General features: G+C 71.9%; 16 protein-coding genes and 1 pseudogene. 10 read left to right on the top strand and 7 right to left on the bottom strand.

Translation table 11 applies throughout. The features are described from left to right. Positions 1–98: 98 nt before the first annotated feature. From WA788_RS13845 to WA788_RS13835, 3 genes are all read left to right on the top strand, one after another. Positions 99–1,682 (top strand): CYTH and CHAD domain-containing protein, encoded by a 1,584-nt coding sequence (locus WA788_RS13845; RefSeq protein WP_335976876.1) that lies wholly within the window; start codon positions 99–101, stop codon positions 1,680–1,682. A gap of 131 nt (positions 1,683–1,813) precedes the next feature. Next, on the top strand, positions 1,814–2,401 hold the full coding sequence (locus tag WA788_RS13840; protein ID WP_335976874.1) for a SigE family RNA polymerase sigma factor: 588 nt from the start codon (positions 1,814–1,816) through the stop codon (positions 2,399–2,401). Between the two features lie 62 nt (positions 2,402–2,463). Then, entirely contained in the window at positions 2,464–2,901 is a 438-nt protein-coding gene (locus WA788_RS13835) for a PASTA domain-containing protein (RefSeq protein ID WP_335976872.1), read from the top strand. A 153-nt stretch (positions 2,902–3,054) separates the two neighbouring features. Here the strand turns inward: WA788_RS13835 and WA788_RS13830 are convergent, their stop codons facing one another. From WA788_RS13830 to WA788_RS13820, 3 genes are all read right to left on the bottom strand, one after another. Further along, on the bottom strand, positions 3,055–3,354 hold the full coding sequence (locus tag WA788_RS13830) for an SCO5918 family protein (protein WP_335976870.1): 300 nt from the start codon (positions 3,352–3,354) through the stop codon (positions 3,055–3,057). A gap of 82 nt (positions 3,355–3,436) precedes the next feature. Continuing rightward, the gene (locus WA788_RS13825) at positions 3,437–4,969 is read right to left on the bottom strand and encodes a DEAD/DEAH box helicase (RefSeq protein WP_335976868.1); all 1,533 of its coding nucleotides are present in this window, start codon (positions 4,967–4,969) and stop codon (positions 3,437–3,439) included. A gap of 339 nt (positions 4,970–5,308) precedes the next feature. Next, positions 5,309–5,512, bottom strand: a complete 204-nt coding sequence (locus WA788_RS13820) for a cold-shock protein (RefSeq protein ID WP_335976866.1) — start codon at positions 5,510–5,512, stop codon at positions 5,309–5,311. A 943-nt stretch (positions 5,513–6,455) separates the two neighbouring features. Here WA788_RS13820 and WA788_RS13815 point away from each other — a divergent pair. Then, positions 6,456–6,788 carry a helix-turn-helix domain-containing protein gene (locus WA788_RS13815; protein WP_335976865.1) on the top strand — a complete coding sequence of 111 codons (333 nt, stop codon included), beginning with the start codon at positions 6,456–6,458 and terminating at the stop codon, positions 6,786–6,788. Positions 6,789–6,952: 164 nt separating this feature from the next. On the opposite strand, the pseudogene WA788_RS36065 reads toward WA788_RS13815, so the two are convergent. Next, positions 6,953–7,045 (bottom strand): annotated as a pseudogene (locus WA788_RS36065) (hypothetical protein); the annotation flags it as partial. Positions 7,046–7,592: 547 nt separating this feature from the next. On the opposite strand from WA788_RS36065, the gene WA788_RS13810 reads away from it, so the two are divergent. Further along, positions 7,593–8,795, top strand: coding sequence for a S53 family peptidase (locus tag WA788_RS13810; protein ID WP_443034025.1), 1,203 nt, complete (start codon positions 7,593–7,595; stop codon positions 8,793–8,795). Positions 8,796–8,859: 64 nt separating this feature from the next. On the opposite strand, the gene WA788_RS13805 is transcribed toward WA788_RS13810, so the two are convergent. From WA788_RS13805 to WA788_RS13795, 3 genes are all read right to left on the bottom strand, one after another. Further along, positions 8,860–9,810 carry a hypothetical protein gene (locus WA788_RS13805; protein WP_335976864.1) on the bottom strand — a complete coding sequence of 317 codons (951 nt, stop codon included), beginning with the start codon at positions 9,808–9,810 and terminating at the stop codon, positions 8,860–8,862. A gap of 5 nt (positions 9,811–9,815) precedes the next feature. Further along, positions 9,816–10,394: an RNA polymerase sigma factor gene (locus WA788_RS13800; RefSeq protein WP_335976862.1), complete on the bottom strand. Its 579-nt coding sequence runs from the start codon at positions 10,392–10,394 to the stop codon at positions 9,816–9,818. Positions 10,395–10,492: 98 nt separating this feature from the next. After that, positions 10,493–10,927: a hypothetical protein gene (locus WA788_RS13795; RefSeq protein ID WP_335976859.1), complete on the bottom strand. Its 435-nt coding sequence runs from the start codon at positions 10,925–10,927 to the stop codon at positions 10,493–10,495. A 262-nt stretch (positions 10,928–11,189) separates the two neighbouring features. On the opposite strand from WA788_RS13795, the gene WA788_RS13790 reads away from it, so the two are divergent. From WA788_RS13790 to WA788_RS13770, 5 genes are all read left to right on the top strand, one after another. Beyond that, on the top strand, positions 11,190–12,299 hold the full coding sequence (locus WA788_RS13790; RefSeq protein WP_335976858.1) for a hypothetical protein: 1,110 nt from the start codon (positions 11,190–11,192) through the stop codon (positions 12,297–12,299). A gap of 617 nt (positions 12,300–12,916) precedes the next feature. Beyond that, entirely contained in the window at positions 12,917–14,587 is a 1,671-nt protein-coding gene (locus WA788_RS13785) for an ABC transporter substrate-binding protein (protein WP_335976856.1), read from the top strand. Positions 14,588–14,623: 36 nt separating this feature from the next. Beyond that, positions 14,624–15,673 carry an ABC transporter permease gene (locus tag WA788_RS13780; protein WP_335976854.1) on the top strand — a complete coding sequence of 350 codons (1,050 nt, stop codon included), beginning with the start codon at positions 14,624–14,626 and terminating at the stop codon, positions 15,671–15,673. Then, positions 15,670–16,569 (top strand): ABC transporter permease, encoded by a 900-nt coding sequence (locus WA788_RS13775; protein ID WP_335976853.1) that lies wholly within the window; start codon positions 15,670–15,672, stop codon positions 16,567–16,569. The genes WA788_RS13780 and WA788_RS13775 overlap by 4 nt, the downstream gene beginning before the upstream one ends. Next, positions 16,566–18,218 (top strand): ABC transporter ATP-binding protein, encoded by a 1,653-nt coding sequence (locus WA788_RS13770; protein WP_335976850.1) that lies wholly within the window; start codon positions 16,566–16,568, stop codon positions 18,216–18,218. Before WA788_RS13775 ends, WA788_RS13770 begins: the two co-directional genes overlap by 4 nt. The last annotated feature ends 9 nt before the right edge of the window (positions 18,219–18,227 follow it).

Below are 18,227 nucleotides of genomic sequence, written 5' to 3'. Positions count from 1 at the left end.
CGGGGCGGCGGTCCCGGTGGCCCCCGCGGCCCGGGCGAGGGCGCCCCGGGGGCGTCCGCGGCGTGTTCGGACGGCGCGCGACCGGGCAGGCGAACCCCATGACGGCTACCCATCTCGAACAGGAAGTGACACTCGAAGGCGTCGGCCCGCTCGACCCCACCGGCCTGTGCGCGCTGCCGAAGGTGAAGAAGGTCGTGGAGGCACCGCGCGAGGACCTCGACGCCGTCTACTACGACACCGCCGAACTGCGGCTGCTCTCCCGCGGCATCACCCTGCGCCGCCGCAGCGGCGGCCACGACGAGGGCTGGCACCTCAAGCTGCCCGCCGACGGCGGCAGGCGCGAGGTCCACGCGCCACTGCGGGCGGGCAAGCCCGGAAAGGTGCCCCGCGAGCTGGAACGCAGGGTCCGGGCGTACACCCGGGGCCGCCCGCTCGGGCCCGTCGCCCACCTGCGCACGCACCGGCGGCGCCACCTGCTGCTGGACCGCAAGGGCCGCTCGCTCGCGGAGGTCGCCCAGGACGAGGTCGACGCGCACGTCCTCGACGTGGAGCGGCTGCGTACCGCGGCCCTGCCCGCCACCCCGGACCGCGCGGCCGCCGGGCGCGGCGGCACCCAGGGCGGCACGAGCACCCGGGTGGTGCACTGGTCCGAGGTCGAGGTCGAGAAGGACCGCGGCGACGACGCGCTGCTGCGTGCCGCCGAACGCCGGCTGCGCGCCCAGGGAGGCAGCCGCCCGGCCCGGTCCGGCAAGCTCGACCACGCGCTGGGCGCCGCGCTGGCCCTGCCGCCGCAACCCGCCCCGCCGCCTCGCCCCCGCCCGGGCTCGGCAGGCGAGTGCTTCATGCGCCGACTGTCGGAGCAGATCGACGTCCTGCTCGAGACCGACGCGGCCGCACGGGCCGACGAACCCGACGCGGTGCACCGGATGCGCACCACGAGCCGCCGGCTGCGCAACCTGCTGCGCGACAACCGGGCCCTGCTCGACCGGCGGCGCACCGACCCCGTCGCCGACGACCTGCGCCGGCTCACCCGCGCGCTCGCCGGCGCCAGGGACCACGAGGTGCTCGCCGCGGACCTGCCCGCGCAGGCCGCCCGCCTGACCGGGCCGGAGCATCCCGCGCTCGCCCGCCGGGTCGCCGCACAGGAAGCCGGACGGCACAAGGAGGCGCACCGCGCCGCGGTCGCCTGGCTCGACCGGCCCCGCTACTACGCCCTGCTCGACGCCCTCGACGGCCTGCGGGCCGAACCTCCGCTGCGTCCCGCCAGGAACGCCAGGCCCGCGAAGAAGCACCTGCGCAAGGTCATGGGCCGCGACCACGACCGTCTGGCGAAGCGGATGAAGACCGCGGTCAACGCTCCCGACGGGCCCGTACACGACAAGGCGATGCACCAGGCGCGCAAGGCCGTCCGCCGGGCTCGGCACGCCGCGGAGACCGCGCTGCCCTACGCCGGCAAGCGGGCGAAGCGGTACCGCAAGCGGGCCAAGGCCCTTCAGGGGGTGCTCGGCGCGCACCAGGACGCGGTCGTGGCGAAGGGCGAACTGCGTGAGCTCGCCGCGCAGGCGCACCGTGAAGGAGCGGACACCTACGGCTATGGCCGCCTCCACGCCGTGCAGGAGCGCCGCGCGGCCGCGGCACTCGGGGACCTCCCGTCCGCGGGGAAGCGGCTGCGCCCGTACTGACCGAGGTGCCGGCCTCCTGCCTGCCGGCCCTGCCCCTGCCGCCCCCCTCCATGTGACCCACGTCTCACAACCCGCGTGCAGCAGGCGCGGCGGCTTGTGCGTCGAGGAGGGGTGACAGGAAGGGAGGGGACGTGAGGCTGGCAACCGAGCACGACACCTGTGTCGGCAGCAGCAGGCCGGTACCGGCGCAACCGAGGAGCGAGCGGGCCTTCGACGAGTTCGACGAGTTCGTCGTCGCCCGCTCGGCCGTACTGTTCCGGGGCGCTCTGATCCTGACGGGCAACCGCGAGGCCGCGGAGGACCTGGTCCAGGAGACGCTGGAGCGGGCCTGCCGCAAGTGGCGCACCATCGCGGCCAAGGACGCCCCCGAAGCCTACGTGCGACGGATCATGGTGAACCTGGCGAACGACCGCTGGCGGCGGTTCCGCCGTACGGTCCCGCACGACGATGGCGTGGAACGCGCCGCCGCCGGGGACCAGTACGGGCAGATCGACACCAGAGACCAGTTGCTCAGGGCGCTCCAGAGTCTGCCCATGCGCATGCGGACGGTGGTGGTGCTGCGGTACTTCCACGATCTCTCGGACGACGAGATCGCGGCCGACCTGAGGATCTCACCGAGCACCGTGCGGTCCCAGCTCGCTCGCGGTATCGGCAAACTCCGGGGCCAGTTCCCCGCGTTGTCCCACCCTTCGCCGCAGCAGACCACGGAAGGACTGTGATGGCTCCCCACGACTCGCGGCCTTCCGGCTGCACACCTTTCGAACAGGAACTGGTGAACGCCATGAACGACTTCGTGAACGCCACCGAGACACCCCACTTCGCCACGGCCGCGATCGTGCGCCGGGCCCGCCGGAAGAAGGCGACGGCCATCGCGGGCATCGCCGCCGCCCTCGTCGTGGCCAGTGCGGGCACCGCCCTGGCGGCCGGCGTGGTCGGCAGCGGTGGGCACGCCTCCCACGCGGCCGCCGCGCGCTCGGCCGCTTCCGACGGCACCACGGTGCTGTTGCGCTCCCGCGACGGCGGGACCGTCACCGTCCCGCTGACCGGCATGGACTCGGCGCAGGCCAGGGAGACCCTCGTCCGGCGCGGGCTCACGCCCGACTTCACCCGGAGGCCGGTGACCGACTGCGCGCAGAGCACGGTCATCGCGGTCTCACCGCACGCTCCGACGGTCGTCCGCGCGGGCGCCACGATCCACGTGACGGTCTGCGCCGGATGACCCCCACGGTGCCGGCCTGACCAACCCGGCCGGCCCGAAGGGGTGTTGGTGGTCCCGCCGCAACCGGGACCACCAACGCCGTGAACCGAGGAGCCCACCGCCGTGAACGATCCCGTCCCTTCGCCCCGCCGGTGGCCGGGCGGGCCCCCGGGGTTACTCGGCTCCGCCGAACGCAGGGGCCGGGGCCGGGGCCGGGGCTGCCGGGGCCGGGCGGGACTCCGGGGCGGGGTGGCAGGTGAAGCCGAGGCGGCTCATCGCACGGGTGACCTCGTCCGCGGAGAAGTCGCGGCGGTCCTGCCTGGTGAGCACTTCACCGACCTGCTTGACCGGGTAGGTGCGGCGGCCGATGGTCACAGACGCACCGGTCACGGGTTCGGGCTTGATGCCCTTCATCGCTTCCAGCACTTCGCTCTTGATGAGGTTGAAGGAGAAACGCGCGATGACACAGTGCATGATGCCTCACAGGTTGACGTGGAGCCTCTGACCACGGGCGGGTGGGCTGGGCGGGCGGGTTCGGGGGCGGTGGCAGCCCGCCTCAGGCGGCGGTGCCGGCGGTACCGGCGGTCTTGCGGCCGGCGCCGCGGGGCGCCGTACGCGGCGTCGCGGTGGCGCGTCGGGCCTGGGTGGTGCCGCGGCCCCGGCCACGTGACGCGGACGGGCGGCGCCCGGGCCGTTCGGTGACGGGTGCGCTGACGGTGACGGGGACGCCGGTCGGGGTACGGGCGCCCGTGATGCGGCTCAGTTCGGCCTCGCCGGAGCGCACCTGGGTGGTGAGCGGGGTGATGCGGGCCTGGGCCATCAACCGGGTCATGTCGCGGCGCTGGTCGGGCATCACGAGGGTGACGACGCTGCCGGACTCGCCGGCGCGGGCCGTGCGGCCGCCGCGGTGGAGGTAATCCTTGTGGTCGGTGGGCGGGTCGACGTTGACCACCAGGTCGAGGTGGTCGACGTGGATGCCGCGGGCGGCGACGTTCGTGGCGACCAGCACGGTGACGTGCCCGGTCTTGAACTGCTCCAGGGTGCGGGTGCGCTGCGGCTGGGACTTTCCGCCGTGCAGCGCCGCGGCGCGCACCCCGCTGCTCAGGAGATCCCGGGTCAGGCGGTCCACCGCGTGCTTGGTGTCCAGGAACATGATCACACTGCCCGCGCGTGCGCCGATCTCGAGGGTGACGGTGCGCTTGTCGGCGGCATGGATGTGCAGCACGTGGTGTTCCATCGTGGTGACCGCGCCGGCGGAGGGATCGACGGAGTGGACCACCGGGTCGTCGAGGTAACGGCGCACCAGCAGGTCGACATTGCGGTCCAGGGTGGCGGAGAACAGCATGCGCTGGCCGCCGGGGCGCACCTGGTCGAGGAGCTCGGTGACCTGCGGCATGAAGCCCATGTCGGCCATCTGGTCGGCCTCGTCCAGCACGGTGGTCTCGACCTGGTCCAGGCGGCAGTCCCCGCGCTGGACCAGGTCCTTCAGGCGGCCCGGGGTCGCGACGACGACCTCCACGCCGCCGCGCAGGGCGCCGGCCTGCCGGCCGATCGACATGCCGCCGACCACGGTGGCCATCCGGAGCTTCAGCGGCCGGGCGTAGGGGGTGAGCGCGTCGGTCACCTGCTGGGCCAGTTCCCGGGTGGGCACCAGGACCAGGGCCAGCGGCTGCCGGGGCTGGGCGCGCCGGCCGGCGGTGCGGGCCAGCAGCGCCAGGCCGAAGGCCAGGGTCTTGCCCGAGCCGGTGCGGCCCCTGCCCAGGACGTCCCGGCCGGCCAGCGTGTTGGGGAGGGTCGCCGCCTGGATCGGGAACGGCACCGCCATGCCTTCGGCGCCGAGGGCGGCCAGCAGCGGGGCGGGCAGGTCGAGATCGCCGAAGGCCTCGACCGGGGGAAGCGCCGGCGTGATGGTCGTCGGCAGCGCGAACTCCCCTTGCCGCACGGGGCGGCGCCCGTGGCCACCGGAGCGGCCCGCGCCCGAGGGGCGTGCGGACCGGGCGCGGGAGCCGCCGCCCCGCGAGGAGCCGGTGGAGCCAGTGGAGCCGCCGTTCCGTGAGGAGCGGTCGTTCGTGCGAATGGTGCGGTTCATGCGGAACCTTCCTCGACACGGCACGTATCGAGGAACCTCCGCGGCGGTGAGCCGCCTGGGAGAATCGCACGTACGAACCGAAGAAAAGAAAAACGGGGAAGAGCGAGGCTTCCCTTTTCGCGGCGGCGGGGGGCGGAAGTCGTCGAAGAAGACGTGAATTCCGGAGCGAAAGACGGTGGCGGAATATGCCCCTGCCGCCATCTACGGGGGTGTTGTGCCATCGGCTGTCTCCGCCGGCCCGTGCGGCCGTCGCCGGACACGGGGAAAATCCTGTGACGCACAAAAGCCGGGGCCCGCACCCCTCAGGTGCGGGCCCCAGCTCGGTGTGACGCGTCGGTGTCAGGCGGGGACGATGTTCTCCGCCTGCAGGCCCTTCTGGCCCTGCGCGACGTCGAAGTTCACCTTCTGTCCCTCCTGCAGCTCGCGGAATCCGGACGCGGCGATGTTCGAGTAGTGGGCGAACACGTCAGCGCCGCCACCGTCCTGCTCGATGAAGCCGAAACCCTTTTCCGCGTTGAACCACTTCACGGTGCCACTAGCCATTTGTGCTCTCCTTCGGGGCGGTGTCCTGTGCCCGCACTGTGCGAGCCCCAGTGTCGCCGTGATGATTGCCCCGTCCGAGAGTGTCGGCACGCAAAGTGACCTACCCGACGAAAATCCGGTGAGGTCGCTTGAAGTTTTGGGAACCACTACTGCAACTGCTCGCCAGAGTAGCACGGGGTGGGCCGCAGTGCCCGGGGCGGCGCTAATTCCGTGGGGTATCCGCGGATCACTTCGCTTCGCGCGGCATGAATTTCTCTTGTCGCGGCACCAGATATTCGCGCCGGTGCAGAGCCGAAGTGCCTCCGGGTCGGCCCCCTCCGTCGCCTTCGCACCGGTGCGGCGCCGGTGCGGCACCGACTGCGGCACGTGCCCGGTCCCGATGCCTCGCCCCACGGCTCCTCGACGCGCCGGACCGCCCGATCCTCACTACCGGACACGCGAAAATCTATGCCGGCCGCAGTAGACATTGCACGGCGGCGTGGCTATGGTTTCTCTCGTAGCCGAGATCGACAAGGCCCGGCAGAGATGAACTGCCGGGCAGCAGTACCGCACGACGCAGGACGGTCCGGTGGTGGAGTTCCGAAGCCAAGGAGCTTGTTTTGACGGCGACGGGACTGACGACCGGACCGGGTGGCCCGCAGTGCTCAGGGGCCGCCGCGCAGTACCCGTTCGGTAAACACCCAGAGGGAAGAACGGAGGAGTCGACACGCCATCAGGATCGCCCGGGTGGAGCTTTGGGCCCGGGTACCGCAGGACATCGATAGTGAGGTGGTCTCCGGTCAAGCAACCGCGATCCCCGTACCCGCTGCCACGCTCCCGTGCGGCGGTGCGGACACAGTAGGTCGGCGCAGTACCAGGCCGACAGATGGTGTTGTAGTTCCTTCGGGGCCCTGGTGCCGGTATGGCACCAGGGCCCCTCCAGCGTGTTCCACAGAGAGGCAAGATGACGGCAGACGACTCGTTCAACCGGCTTGATGACGACGACTACCCCGCCTACACCATGGGCCGGGCCGCCGAACTGCTCGGCACCACCCAGGGCTTCCTGCGCGCCATCGGCGACGCCCGCCTGATCACTCCGCTGCGCTCCGCCGGCGGCCACCGCCGCTACTCCCGCTACCAGTTGCGCATCGCCGCCCGTGCCCGGGAACTCGTCGACCAGGGCACCCCCATCGAGGCCGCCTGTCGCATCGTGATCCTGGAAGACCAGCTCGAAGAAGCCCGGCGCATCAACGCCGAATACCGCCGCGCCGAGTCCGAGCGCACGGAAGGCGACTGACGGGCGGTCCGCGGCAGCGCAGCGGCGCCGCGCCGTCCCACCGACCTCGTCGCCTGAGCGCATGACCGCCGAAGACGCCCGGCCGCCGCCACGCGGACGGGTGTCCCGGCGCGGCGACGTACCCTCACGACGCGCCTTCCTGGGCGGCCGTGCCGGCGAGCTGGTGTGCTCGCGCCGAGACGGCCGCGGCCGCGGTACCAACCGTCCGCGGGCCAGGCCCCGATGGCGTTGTCGCCGTCAGCGACGTGGTCGGTCACGTCGTAGGTGAGCGCGGCGTACGGCGCCGCCCGCGCGGTGGTCGCCGAGCGCGCGCCGGACGCCGGCGCCGGCCGGCGCGCCCTGGCGGACCGGCATCGATCACGCGGTTGCGACCCTGACTTCCCATTTGCCGGACTTGCGTTGCTGCTTGCGCTGTACCTGCCAATCCCGCACACTGCACGCGTCCATACGGGACCTGCGGCAACTTCCCTCCTATGGGCCGCTGTCGGCGTGCGCTGTCACGTCCGCGGCGTAGTGCGCCCTGTCCGCGATGCCGTCGGTGGCAACCGCTGTGGAGGAGCTGGTCGTGTCGTTCTGGAACGCGGGAATCGACAAGCGCCCGTACCACGCGGCCCCGGCGCCCGGGCGGCCCGAGGAAGGCGGCGCCTGCTGAGGCGATTTCGGCGGCCCGGGCGTCCCCTGCCCTTCGCCGTCCTCCCCTGACGCGGCAGCGCCCGGCCCGCCCCGCCTCACCAGGCGGCTGCGAGCCGGGCCGGCTGCCGAGGCCGACACCCCGATCGGCCATGACCCCCTGAGGAGAGTCACATGCAACTGCGCTCACGCGCAAAGCTGTTGGGCATGGGCATAGCGGCCCTGGTGGGAATCCCGCTGGCGGTCCTCGGCCCCGCCGGGTCCTCACAGGCAGCGGCCTCACCGACCGCGAAGACCGCGCACTCCTGCGCCACGGCCAAGGCAGGATACGCGTCCTGCAAGGCGATCGTCCGCACGGATGTCGTGCAGGCCGAAAAGGTGTCGCCGAACGCCACGCCGTCCGGATTCGGCCCGTCCAGCCTCCAGTCGGCGTACGCGCTGCCGTCGGCGACGGCGGGTGCGGGCCGCACGGTGGCGATCGTCGACGCGTACGACGACCCGACCGCCGAGGCCGATCTCGGCGTGTACCGCAGCCAGTTCGGGCTGCCGGCCTGCACGACCGCGAACGGCTGCTTCAAGAAGGTCGACCAGAGCGGCGGGACCACGTATCCCCGCAAGGACGGCGGCTGGGGGCAGGAGATCTCGCTCGACCTCGACATGGTCTCGGCGATCTGCCCGAACTGCCACATCCTGCTGGTCGAGGCGAAGAGCTCCAGTTTCGCCAACCTGGGCGCGGCGGTGAACCAGGCGGCCGCCACCCCCGGTGTGGTGGCGATCAGCAACAGCTACGGCGGTTCGGACGCCTCCGACGCGAGCTACGGCTCCTACTACAACCACCCGGGCATCGCGGTGACCGCCAGCTCCGGTGACAACGGGTACGGCGCGAGCTACCCGGCCTCCTCGCACTACGTCACCGCCGTCGGAGGCACGAGCCTGACGACGGCGTCGAACTCCCGCGGCTGGTCCGAGACCGCGTGGAGCGGCGCGGGCAGCGGCTGCTCGGCGTCCAACACCGCGCTCAGCGGCGCCGCTTCGTTCGGTACGGGCTGTGCGAACCGTGCCGAGGCGGACGTCTCGGCGGTCGCCAACCCCTCGACCGGTGTCGCGGTCTACGACAGCACCGCCTACCAGGGCTACGTCGGCTGGATGGTCTTCGGCGGCACGAGTGTGTCGTCCCCGATCATCGCGTCGGTGTACGGGCTGGCCGGCAACACGGCCTCCATCGACAACAACTACCCGTACACGCACTCCTCTTCGCTGAACGACGTCACGTCGGGCAGCAACGGCAGCTGCACGACCACCCAGTGGTGCAACGCCCGCGCCGGCTGGGACGGTCCGACGGGCCTGGGCACGCCGAACGGCATCGGCGCGTTCTGACGCCGGCCGCACGTCCGGTCGCCGGGCCGGAAGGGAGATCCCCCTTCCGGCCCGGTCTGCGTGGTCACGCGTGGCCGTGGGACGTTGTCGGGCTCGCCGCGGCGGCAGGCGTCGTGGGCCGGGCGGCGCGGGGCGTGGCGGTTTGCGGCGGGGACGCCGACGGCGCCGCCGCTGCGGGCGAAGCCGCTGTCGGCGAAGCTGCCGTCGTCGGTCTGCCGTGGCCGGGCGTGCGCTCGCCGGTGAGCTGTGCGCAGTACGAGGCGACCTTGGCCGCGCCGCCCGCGGCGGCGTCGAGGCGGCGCTGCGCCGTCGCGTCCAGGTGCTCACCGCGCTGGGGGGCCCGCAGGTAGGAGGTGCACAGTCCCTTCAGGCCCGGCTGTGCCGCGGTGCTCTCGCCGGGCGCGGCAGGATGTGTGGACGCCGGTCGTGAGGCGGTCGGCGCCGTGGCGCTCGGGTCGGGGACGGGCCGCTGGGGGCCGGCGGCACCGGAGGCGCCGGCGGAGGGCGATGCCGCGGAAGCCGAGCGGCTCTCGGCGGGCGTGCCCCCACCGGTGCGGAACGGACCCGGCAGCGTCCCGGTCGTCGCGGCGATGGCCACCCCGCTCAGTACCGATACCGCGGCGATGCCGCTGACCAGCACCTTCGTCGGGCGGGAGGCCCGCCGCCACCGGGCTCGCCGGCACCCTGGGCCGGCCGGTGTCCGGGCGCGGCGACGGGCGTCGCGGAACGCCTGGAGCGCGAGTTGCTCGCCGTTCGTGCCGGCGGGCAGCGAGTCCGCCTCCTCGACGGCGCTCGCCAGCAGCCGGGCGAGGTCCGCGGCGCGCGGGTCGTCGTGAGACGCGTCGGGCCCCGCGTCCAGCAACTGCTCCGCCGTCCGGGCATCGAGCCAGCCGGTCGGCCCCGCCGACGCGCCCCGGAGCGGTCCCGGCAGGTCGGCGGGCTGGTCGGCGGGCTGGTCAGTGGGCTCGTCGGGGGCGGAGCCCTTCCGCTGTTCCGGGCGCTCGTTCGTGGTCACTGTCGTCACTTCTCCTCGGTGCCGCCGGCGTGGCGCATGCGCTCTGCGAGGCGTTTCAGGCCGCGGTGGGCGGCGGTGCGGACGGCGCCGGGCTGCTTGCCCAGGACCTGGGCGGCCATGGGGGCGTCGAGCCCGAGCACCACCCGCAGCAGGACGGCCTCGGCCTGATCGCGCGGCAGCGCCGCGATCAGGGACAGGGCGTGCGCGGTGGCGAGGCTCTCCAGGGCCAGCCCCTCCGAGTCCTTCTCGGCCCGCAGTTCGGCGACCGCCTCCCCGAGTTCGGTGGTCCGCGGTCGGACGTAGCCCCTGCGCAGGTGATCCAGCCCGCGGTTCCGGGCGATCGTCGCCGTCCAGGCACGGAAGGCGGGCCCGTCCCCGCGGAAGCCGTCCAGGCCGCGCACCACGTCGTGCCACGTCTCGGATGCCACGTCGTCGGCGTCGTTGCCGACGAGGCCGCGCAGATAGGCCACCAAGCGAGGGTTGAGCGTGCGGTAGAGGCGGGCGAACGCCGCCTCGTCACCCGCACGCGCCTGTGCGAGGGCAGCGGCGAACGCCGCCTCGTCCGTCGCGCCTCTCCGGGGCACCTGCGCTCTTTCCACCTGTCCTCGTCGTGCTCGTCGGCCGCCGGGACGGTGGTACCCGCCGCCGGCGCCGGCCCTCTTGTGCTCCCGGCCCCGCGGAACTACCCCTTGGTCCGGCCGGCCACGGCGAGGCAGAAGAGGCGCAGGCTGTCCCGCGACCCGTTCTCGTAGCGTTTCACCGCCTTGCCCAGCGGGTTCCACAAGCGGCCGTCGGGCGTCCGGACACCGAGCGGCTGTCCGAAGATAGCGCGCTGCCCGGTGTCGAATTCCACCCACACCGCGCCGGCGCTGCGCACCAGGACCTCACCGGTGTAGGCACCGAGGGTCAGCAGGGTGCGGGCCAGGTGCGCGGCCTGCGGTTCGCCCCGGCGCAGGCCGTCGATGATGCGGTCGACCAGAGCCAGGCTGCCCGGCGAGTAGTCCAGTGCGAGCCCCGACCGCTCGCGCACCGTGGCCACGAAGTCCGCCGCCAAGTACGGTCCGGACCGCGGGACCACGGGAAGGGCGTCCGCCCCCTGCTCCGCGACCAAGTCCACCACCCCATCCCTGCCGCTCCACGTGGGAATGCGTGTCGAACAGGGGACGCAGCGGTCGCCGAAAGTGTTACACCCCCTTCCGGCTGCGGCGGCATCGAAGTCCGGGGGCTGCGCAGGGCGCCCGCAGCCTGCCGATGCCGGGCCTTTTGCCCTTCTTGTCGCGGTATGCGGGTGCATGGGCGACTCCTTGACAAGGTCCAGACCAATCCACCACCCTGTGCCACCCCTTCACGGAGAACCACCTGATCGCCAGGAGGCGTTCATGCGTGTGCCGTTCGGAAATGTGAAGTCCTTCGCGGCGGCAGCCGCGCTGCTGGCCGCCGCGGTCGTCGTGCCCGCGGCCGCGCCGGCCGCCTCGGCGAGCGCGGCGGCGACACCGCCGCAGGTCTACGGCGCCTGGCAGTGCGGCAACGACGCGTGTACATGGGCGACGGTGCGGGACATGACCGACTTCGACCAGGCGAACCACTGGCTGGTCGACCGCGGTGACGGACGCCCCTCGGTCAACCTGGTGGTGCTCAGCTTCGTCAACCCGTTGACGCTGCTGAACGGCACGACGAACAGCGGCAACACCGACGGTGTCCCGGTCGGGATGAACCAGGCCGTGGTGGACTACTTCACCAGCCACGGCATCCGCGTGATGCTCTCCATCGGCGGCATCACCTACACCGACGACTGGAACACCGCACTGGCGCAGAACGCGACCCTGCTGGGGCAGAAGGCAGCGGCCCTGGCGTCCCAACTCGGCGTCGGCATCGAGATCGACTACGAGCAGAGCTCCGGACCGAACACCGCCGGACTACAGGCCTTCATCGACGCCTACCGGGCCGCGCACCCCTACGACGCGTCCGGCGCCGACCCGACCGCCCGCCTGACCATCGACGTCGCCGCCGGCGACCGCTGGCTCATCGACCTCGACCAGTACGCCACCGCCCACTGGCTCACGCCCGGCAACCCGGTGCTGGACTACGCCAACGCGATGGTGCCGAGCAAGCAGCCGTCGGCGAGCGGTGCGGAGTCCAACTGGCAGGAGCACCTGGACGGCAAGGCCAACTACAGCCCGGCCATCCCGCCACTGGCCCCGGCGAAGTTCACCGGCAGCCTCTACATCGCCGAGGGCTCCCAGGTCCGCCCCGAGTGCACCGACTTCCCGTCGTCGGTGACGAACGCCACGGGCTCCTGGACGCAGGGCGCGGCTCCCGCGGGAGCCGGTACCACCAACGGCCTGCTCGGCTACATGTTCTGGGCTGCCGAGCGCCCCTCCACCCGCGGCGTCACCACCACCCCGCCCGACTCCTGTGAGGGAGGCGTCGGGGCCGGCGCCACCGCCTTCGACATCCCCCTGCCGATGCCGGCACTCCGGCAGAACTGACCGTCCCGGAGGTCCCCGTCCGCCCGGCCCCGGCCCGTGTTCATCCTTCGGCGCGCGGGGGCCGGGCCGCGCTTTTCCCGTGGGGAGGCCGCCGGGCAGAGCGGGTGCGCGTCTCGCGATCTGGTCCCGCTCTTGACCGTTCCTGCCCGCGGATGTCAGTCTCTGGCTCATGCCGTGGACCCCGCTGACCAGCTGCCGGGTGGTTGATTACATGCTGATCGCCACCAGCGCGTGTCGCTTCTGCTGACGATTCTTCCCGCCGACCGTTCTCACCGGTCGATCGCCGGATTCCGTCAGACCGTCCACCCCCTTCGTTCCGCCGCTCCCGCCGCCCCGTTCTCGCGGCCCTGATGCGTGAGCGAACCCGCTTCCCCGTCATGAACTTCTCGTAACGCGCCGTCCGTTCCCGCTGCGCTGCTTCCCGCCGCGTTGCCTGCGGCCGCGCCGCGTGTCGCCGGTGTGCGCTTCGTGGTGCCCACCGCGTACGTGTGAACTCCTCGTCACGCGCTCCCCGTTCCTGCTGCGCCCCTGCCTGCCGCCATGCCCCGCCGTTGTGCGCGCCGTCGCGCCCACCGGTGGCGGTTCCGTGCGGCCCAAGAAGGAAGACAGTCCAGGCCATGACCATGCTCCGTCCGCGCCGCCCCTCGCTCGTGCTCGGCGCCATTGCCACCGCCACCGCCTCCGCCCTGCTGCTCACGGCGTGCGGTTCATCAGCCGGCGGCTCGAACTCGTCGGATTCGCAAGGCGGTTCGCCGCAGACCGGTGGCACGCTGACGTTCTACGACCCCGTGCAGTACGAGGACTGGCAGACCACCAACTCGCTGTGGTCGGTGAGCCAGGTCACCGACAACATCGGCGAACGCCTCATCTGGCAGGACCCCAAGACCGGCAAGCTGCTGCCGTGGCTCGCGACGTCGTGGTCGGTCAGCGCCGACCACAAGACCTACACCTTCCACCTCAAGCCGGACGTCAAGTTCACCGACGGCACCGCGCTGACCTCCCAGGTGGTCAAGGACAACTTCGACCAGCACGGCTTCGGCGACAAGAAACTGGGCATCCCCGCCGACCAGTTCTGGAACGGCTACGCCGGCACCAAGGTCGTCGACCCCACGACGTTCCAGATCAGGCTGAACACGCCGGACGCCGGCTTCCTCCAGGTGCTGTCGAACTACCGGGCTTCCACGATCCTCGCCGAGTCGTACGTCAAGCTGAACCTCGCCGGGCAGAGCAAGGTCCAGAACTGGGTCGGCACCGGCCCGTTCAGGTACGCCGGCGGTGACGGCGTCAACGAGGTCGTCCTCAAGCCGAACCCGCACTACACCTCCTGGCCGACCGGCTCGGCCCACACCGGCCGGGCGTACCTGAACGAGATCGACTTCAAGTACGTCCCGGAGGAGAGCACCCGCATCGGCGCGTTGCAGTCCGGCCAGGCGCAGGTCGTCCGCAACCTGTCGCCCACCGACGAGCAGACCGTCGGCTCCTTCGGCGGCCAGCTGGAGTCGTTCGGTGTGCAGGGCGAGACGAACGCGCTCGCCGTCCAGGTCAGACCCGGCCTCATCACCGACGACAAGCAGGTGCGGCTCGCGCTCAACGCGGCCACCGACCGCAAGGAGATCAACCAGGCCGTCCTGTCGTCGAACTACGGCATCCCGATCGGCCCGCTCGTCAAGGGCACACCGGACGCCCCCGACCTGTCGAGCTATCTCGCCTACGACCCCGGCAAGGCCAAGCAGCTGCTGGAGAGCGCCGGTTGGGCGGCGAAGTCGGACGGCTACCGCTACAAGGGCGGCCAGCAGCTGCACTTCGACATCTGGGTCGCGCCGTTCTACCAGGTCTCCGAGCAGGTGCTGGAGGTGCTCCAGTCGGAGTGGAAGAAGGTCGGCGTCAAACTGTCGATCCACAGCGTCTCGCTCGACCAGTACGAGGCGATCAGCGCGGCCGGCGGCACGGGCAGCGAGAAGTTCTCGTTCAGCCAGTCCCAGACCTCGACGGCCGACCCGAACGTCCTGCGTGTCGACTACGACACCACCCGCGCCAACGGCCTGGGCCAGGACGCGAAGAGCCCGGACCCGAAGCTGAACCAGCTGGTGCGCGACCAGGCCGAGGCCTTCGACCCGGCCAAGCGCGCCGCGACCGTCAAGGAAGCCGGCGAGTACCTGTACCAGCAGGGCTACAGCATCCCGCTCTACGACGAGACGCAGGTCTTCGGCCTGTCGTCCAAGGTGCACGGCTTCGGGACCGAGTCGACCGCCCGCGCCTGGCTCTACGACACCTGGCTGGGCAAGTGACGCCCGGAAACCGGCGAAGGGGCCGGTGACGAGCACATGCGACGCTACCTCCTCACCCGACTGGCACAGGCGCTCGCCGTCCTGTGGGCGGCCTACACCCTGTCCTTCATCCTCCTGAGCGTGCTGCCCGGCGACGCCATCAGGAACCGGATCAACGCGCCGGACTCCCTGATGACACCGCAGCAGGCGCAGACGCTCCTGGACTACTACGGATCGAACCGGCCGCTGGTCGAGCAGTACTTCCGCGACCTGTACGGCCTGTTCACCGGTGACCTCGGCTACTCGATCACCAACGGCGGCAAGGTGTGGAGCCTGCTGACGCTCAACCTGCCCTCGACGGCGAAACTCACCGGTCTGGGCCTGGTGTTCGGGCTGGTCTTCGCGGTGATCGTCGCGCTGCTCATCAACTACGCGAAGTTCGGCTGGCTGCGGGACGCCCTCAGCTTCCTGCCGGCCCTGTTCACCTCGGTGCCGATCTTCGTCATCGGCATCGTCGTGCTCAACGTCTTCGCCTTCGACCTGCATGTGATCCCGCCGGTGGACGACCACACCTTCACGGCGCTGATCGCACCGGCGGCGACGGTGGGGCTGGTGGTCTCGGGGCCGCTGTCCCAGGTGCTGAGCAACTCCGTCCGGCGGACCCGGGGCCAGCCGTTCGTCCACGTCATGCACGCCAAGGGCGCGGGGGAGGGCTACATCTTCCGCAAGGACGTCCTGCGCAACTCCCTGCTGCCGGTGCTGACACTGCTCGGCCTGACCATCGGCGAACTGCTCGCCGGCGCGGTCGTCACCGAGACCGTCTACGGCCGCGCCGGCCTGGGACAGCTGATCGTGACCTCGGTCAACACCCAGGACCTGCCGGTCGTCCAGGGCATCGTGCTGCTGACGACGGCCATCTACGTGACCGTCAACTTTGCCACCGACATCGTCTACACCGTCATCGACCCGCGGATCGCGCTCGACGCGAGGACGACCCGCGTCACCCGCGCCAGGCGGGCCGCGATGGCCCAGGTACCCGGCACAGACCCCGCCGAGGCGGCTGAACCGTCCGGTACGCGCGACCCGGTTGAGGTGGCAAGGCCATGACCACGACGACAGAAACCGCCGACCTCCTCGACGCCGGGCCCGGAAAGCCGGCTCCCGCCGAACGCGGCAGGTCCCGGGCCGTGACCGGCCTGGTGTGGCTCGCCCGGCACTGGAGCCTGGTGCTGGCCGTCGCGATCGTGGCGCTCATCCTGCTGTGGGCGATCGTGCCCGGCCTGTTCACCAGCCAGGACCCGCTGGCCATCGCGCCCACGCAGAAGTTCCTCCACCCCTCCGCCCAGCACTGGTTCGGCACCGACCAGCTCGGCCACGACGAGTACACCCGCATCATCTACGGCGCCCGCCCGTCGCTGGCCAGCTCCGCCCTGGCCGTCGCCATCGGTGTCGTCGTCGGCTCCCTCGTCGGCGCGGTCTCCGGGTGGTTCGGCCGGTGGGTGGACGCGGTGATCATGCGCGGCATCGACGTCGTGCTGTCGATCCCCGGCTTCCTGTTCGCGATCGTCATCGTCGTGGTGCTCGGCTTCGGCATCATGCAGGCCGCGGTCGCGGTCGGCCTCACCTCCTCGGCCACCTTCGCCCGCCTGATCCGCGGCGAGGTGCTCAAGGCCAAGGCCAGCACCTACGTCGAGGCGGCGGTGACCAGCGGCACCTCCTCGTCGGCGATCCTGCGGCGCCATGTGCTGCCCAACTCGATCGCCCCGACCATCTCGCTCATCACGTTGCAGTTCGGCGTGGCCATCATGTGGATCGCTTCGCTGAGCTTCCTCGGACTGGGCGCCCAGCCGCCGCAGCCCGAGTGGGGCCGCCTGGTCACCGACGGCCGCAACTACATCGCCACCGCCGACTGGCTCACGCTCTGGCCGGCCGTCGTGATCACCGTGGCGGTGCTGGCCACCCACCACATCTCGCACTTCATCAGCAAGCGGAGCAGCGCATGACCCCCACCAATGGCTCCGCCCCCGGGAGCGCCGGCGACACCAGCGGCGAACGCCTGCTGGTGGTGGAGAACCTCCACGTCGCCTACCAGGTCGACCGGCGGCTCAAGCCGACCCTGCACGACGTCAGCTTCAGCGTCGCCCCGGGCGAGGTGATCGCGCTCGTCGGCGAGTCCGGCTCGGGCAAGACCACCACCGGCCACGCCGTCCTCGGACTGCTGCCGGCGAACGGGCGCGTCACCGGCGGCCGGATCACCTTCCGCGACCAGGTGCTGACCGAACTGTCCCCGAAGGGCTGGCGCGCGCTGCGGGGCCGTGCCGTCAGCCTGATCCCGCAGGACCCGACCGTCTCGCTCGACCCGCTGCGCCGCGTGGGCGAGCAGGTCGAGGACACGCTGCTGCTGCACAGCGGCCTCAGCGCCACGCAGCGCCGGCGACGGGTCCACGAGCTGTTCGAGACCGTCGGCTTCCGCGACGTCGAACTCCGGTACCGCCAGTACCCGCACGAGCTGTCGGGCGGCATGAAGCAGCGCGTCCTGATCGCCTCCGCGATCGCCGGCGAGCCCGACCTGATCATCGCCGACGAGCCGACCTCGGGCCTGGACGCCACCGTCCAGAAGCAGGTCCTCGACCTCATCGGCGACCTGTGCCGCCGCCACCGCACGGCCGTCGTCCTGGTCACCCACGACCTGGGGGTCGCCGCCGACCGCGCCGACCGGATCGGCGTCATGGAGCGCGGGCGGCTGGTGGAGGTCGGCACCCCCGACCAGATCTTCACCAGCCCGCGGCACCCGTACACCAAGCGGCTCGTCGGGGCGGTGCCGGGACGCGGCGCGGCGCCCGTCCGCGCCGCCGCCGCGACCGAGGAGCGCGAGCCTGTCATCACCGTCACGGACCTGCGCAAGTCCTACGGCGGCACCGACGCGGTCGCCGGCACGTCGTTCGAGGTACGCCGGGGCGAGACGTTCTCGATCGTCGGCGAGTCCGGCAGCGGCAAGTCGACGACGGCCCGCGTGCTCGTCGGGCTCATGGAGGCGACCTCGGGTTCGGTGTCCGTGCTCGGCACGGACATCACCGGGCTCGACCGGCGCGGCTACCGGCCGCTGCGCAAGGACGTCCAGATCGTCCACCAGAACCCGTACTCGTCCTTCGACCCGCGGTTCGACGTGTTCGACGTCGTCGAGGAGCCGCTGCGGGCCTTCCAACCCGCTCAACTGCCGTGGAAGCGCAGGAAGGCCAACCGCGACCGGGTCGTGGCCGCGCTGGAGGCGGCCGCCCTGCCGCCGTCGTTCGCCGACCTGCGACCGGCGGAGCTCTCGGGCGGCCAGCGCCAGCGCGTCGCCCTCGCCCGGGCGCTCGTGGTCGAGCCGAAGATCCTGGTGCTCGACGAGCCCATCTCGGCGCTCGACGTCTCGGTCGCCGCGCAGATCCTCGACCTGCTGGGCAACCTCCAGCGCGAGCGCGGGCTGACCTACGTCTTCATCTCGCACGACCTGGCGGTCGTGCGGGCGATCTCCGACCACGTGGCGGTCATGCAGAACGGTCGGATCGTCGAACAGGGGCCCGTCGACGACGTCTTCAGCCGGCCGTCGTCGCCGTACACGCAGAACCTGCTGGGGGCGATCGCCGGCCGGAAACTCGTCCACCTCTAACGAGCGAGG

This window comes from Streptomyces sp. CA2R106 (assembly GCF_037034245.1).
Taxonomy (GTDB): domain Bacteria; phylum Actinomycetota; class Actinomycetes; order Streptomycetales; family Streptomycetaceae; genus Actinacidiphila.
Note: the sequence above shows the minus strand (reverse complement) of the source record. Positions and strands in the feature narration are given on the sequence as shown.

Bases quoted from the DNA above. Each gene is read 5' to 3' on its own strand.
- WA788_RS13845 (WP_335976876.1), top strand. From the start codon at position 99: ATGACGGCTACCCATCTCGAACAGGAAGTGACACTCGAAGGCGTCGGC.
- WA788_RS13835 (WP_335976872.1), top strand. From the start codon at position 2,464: ATGAACGACTTCGTGAACGCCACCGAGACACCCCACTTCGCCACGGCC.
- WA788_RS13830 (WP_335976870.1), bottom strand. From the start codon at position 3,354: ATGCACTGTGTCATCGCGCGTTTCTCCTTCAACCTCATCAAGAGCGAA.
- WA788_RS13825 (WP_335976868.1), bottom strand. From the start codon at position 4,969: ATGAACCGCACCATTCGCACGAACGACCGCTCCTCACGGAACGGCGGC.
- WA788_RS13820 (WP_335976866.1), bottom strand. From the start codon at position 5,512: ATGGCTAGTGGCACCGTGAAGTGGTTCAACGCGGAAAAGGGTTTCGGC.
- WA788_RS13815 (WP_335976865.1), top strand. From the start codon at position 6,456: ATGACGGCAGACGACTCGTTCAACCGGCTTGATGACGACGACTACCCC.
- WA788_RS13810 (WP_443034025.1), top strand. From the start codon at position 7,593: ATGCAACTGCGCTCACGCGCAAAGCTGTTGGGCATGGGCATAGCGGCC.
- WA788_RS13790 (WP_335976858.1), top strand. From the start codon at position 11,190: ATGCGTGTGCCGTTCGGAAATGTGAAGTCCTTCGCGGCGGCAGCCGCG.
- WA788_RS13785 (WP_335976856.1), top strand. From the start codon at position 12,917: ATGACCATGCTCCGTCCGCGCCGCCCCTCGCTCGTGCTCGGCGCCATT.
- WA788_RS13780 (WP_335976854.1), top strand. From the start codon at position 14,624: ATGCGACGCTACCTCCTCACCCGACTGGCACAGGCGCTCGCCGTCCTG.
- WA788_RS13775 (WP_335976853.1), top strand. From the start codon at position 15,670: ATGACCACGACGACAGAAACCGCCGACCTCCTCGACGCCGGGCCCGGA.
- WA788_RS13770 (WP_335976850.1), top strand. From the start codon at position 16,566: ATGACCCCCACCAATGGCTCCGCCCCCGGGAGCGCCGGCGACACCAGC.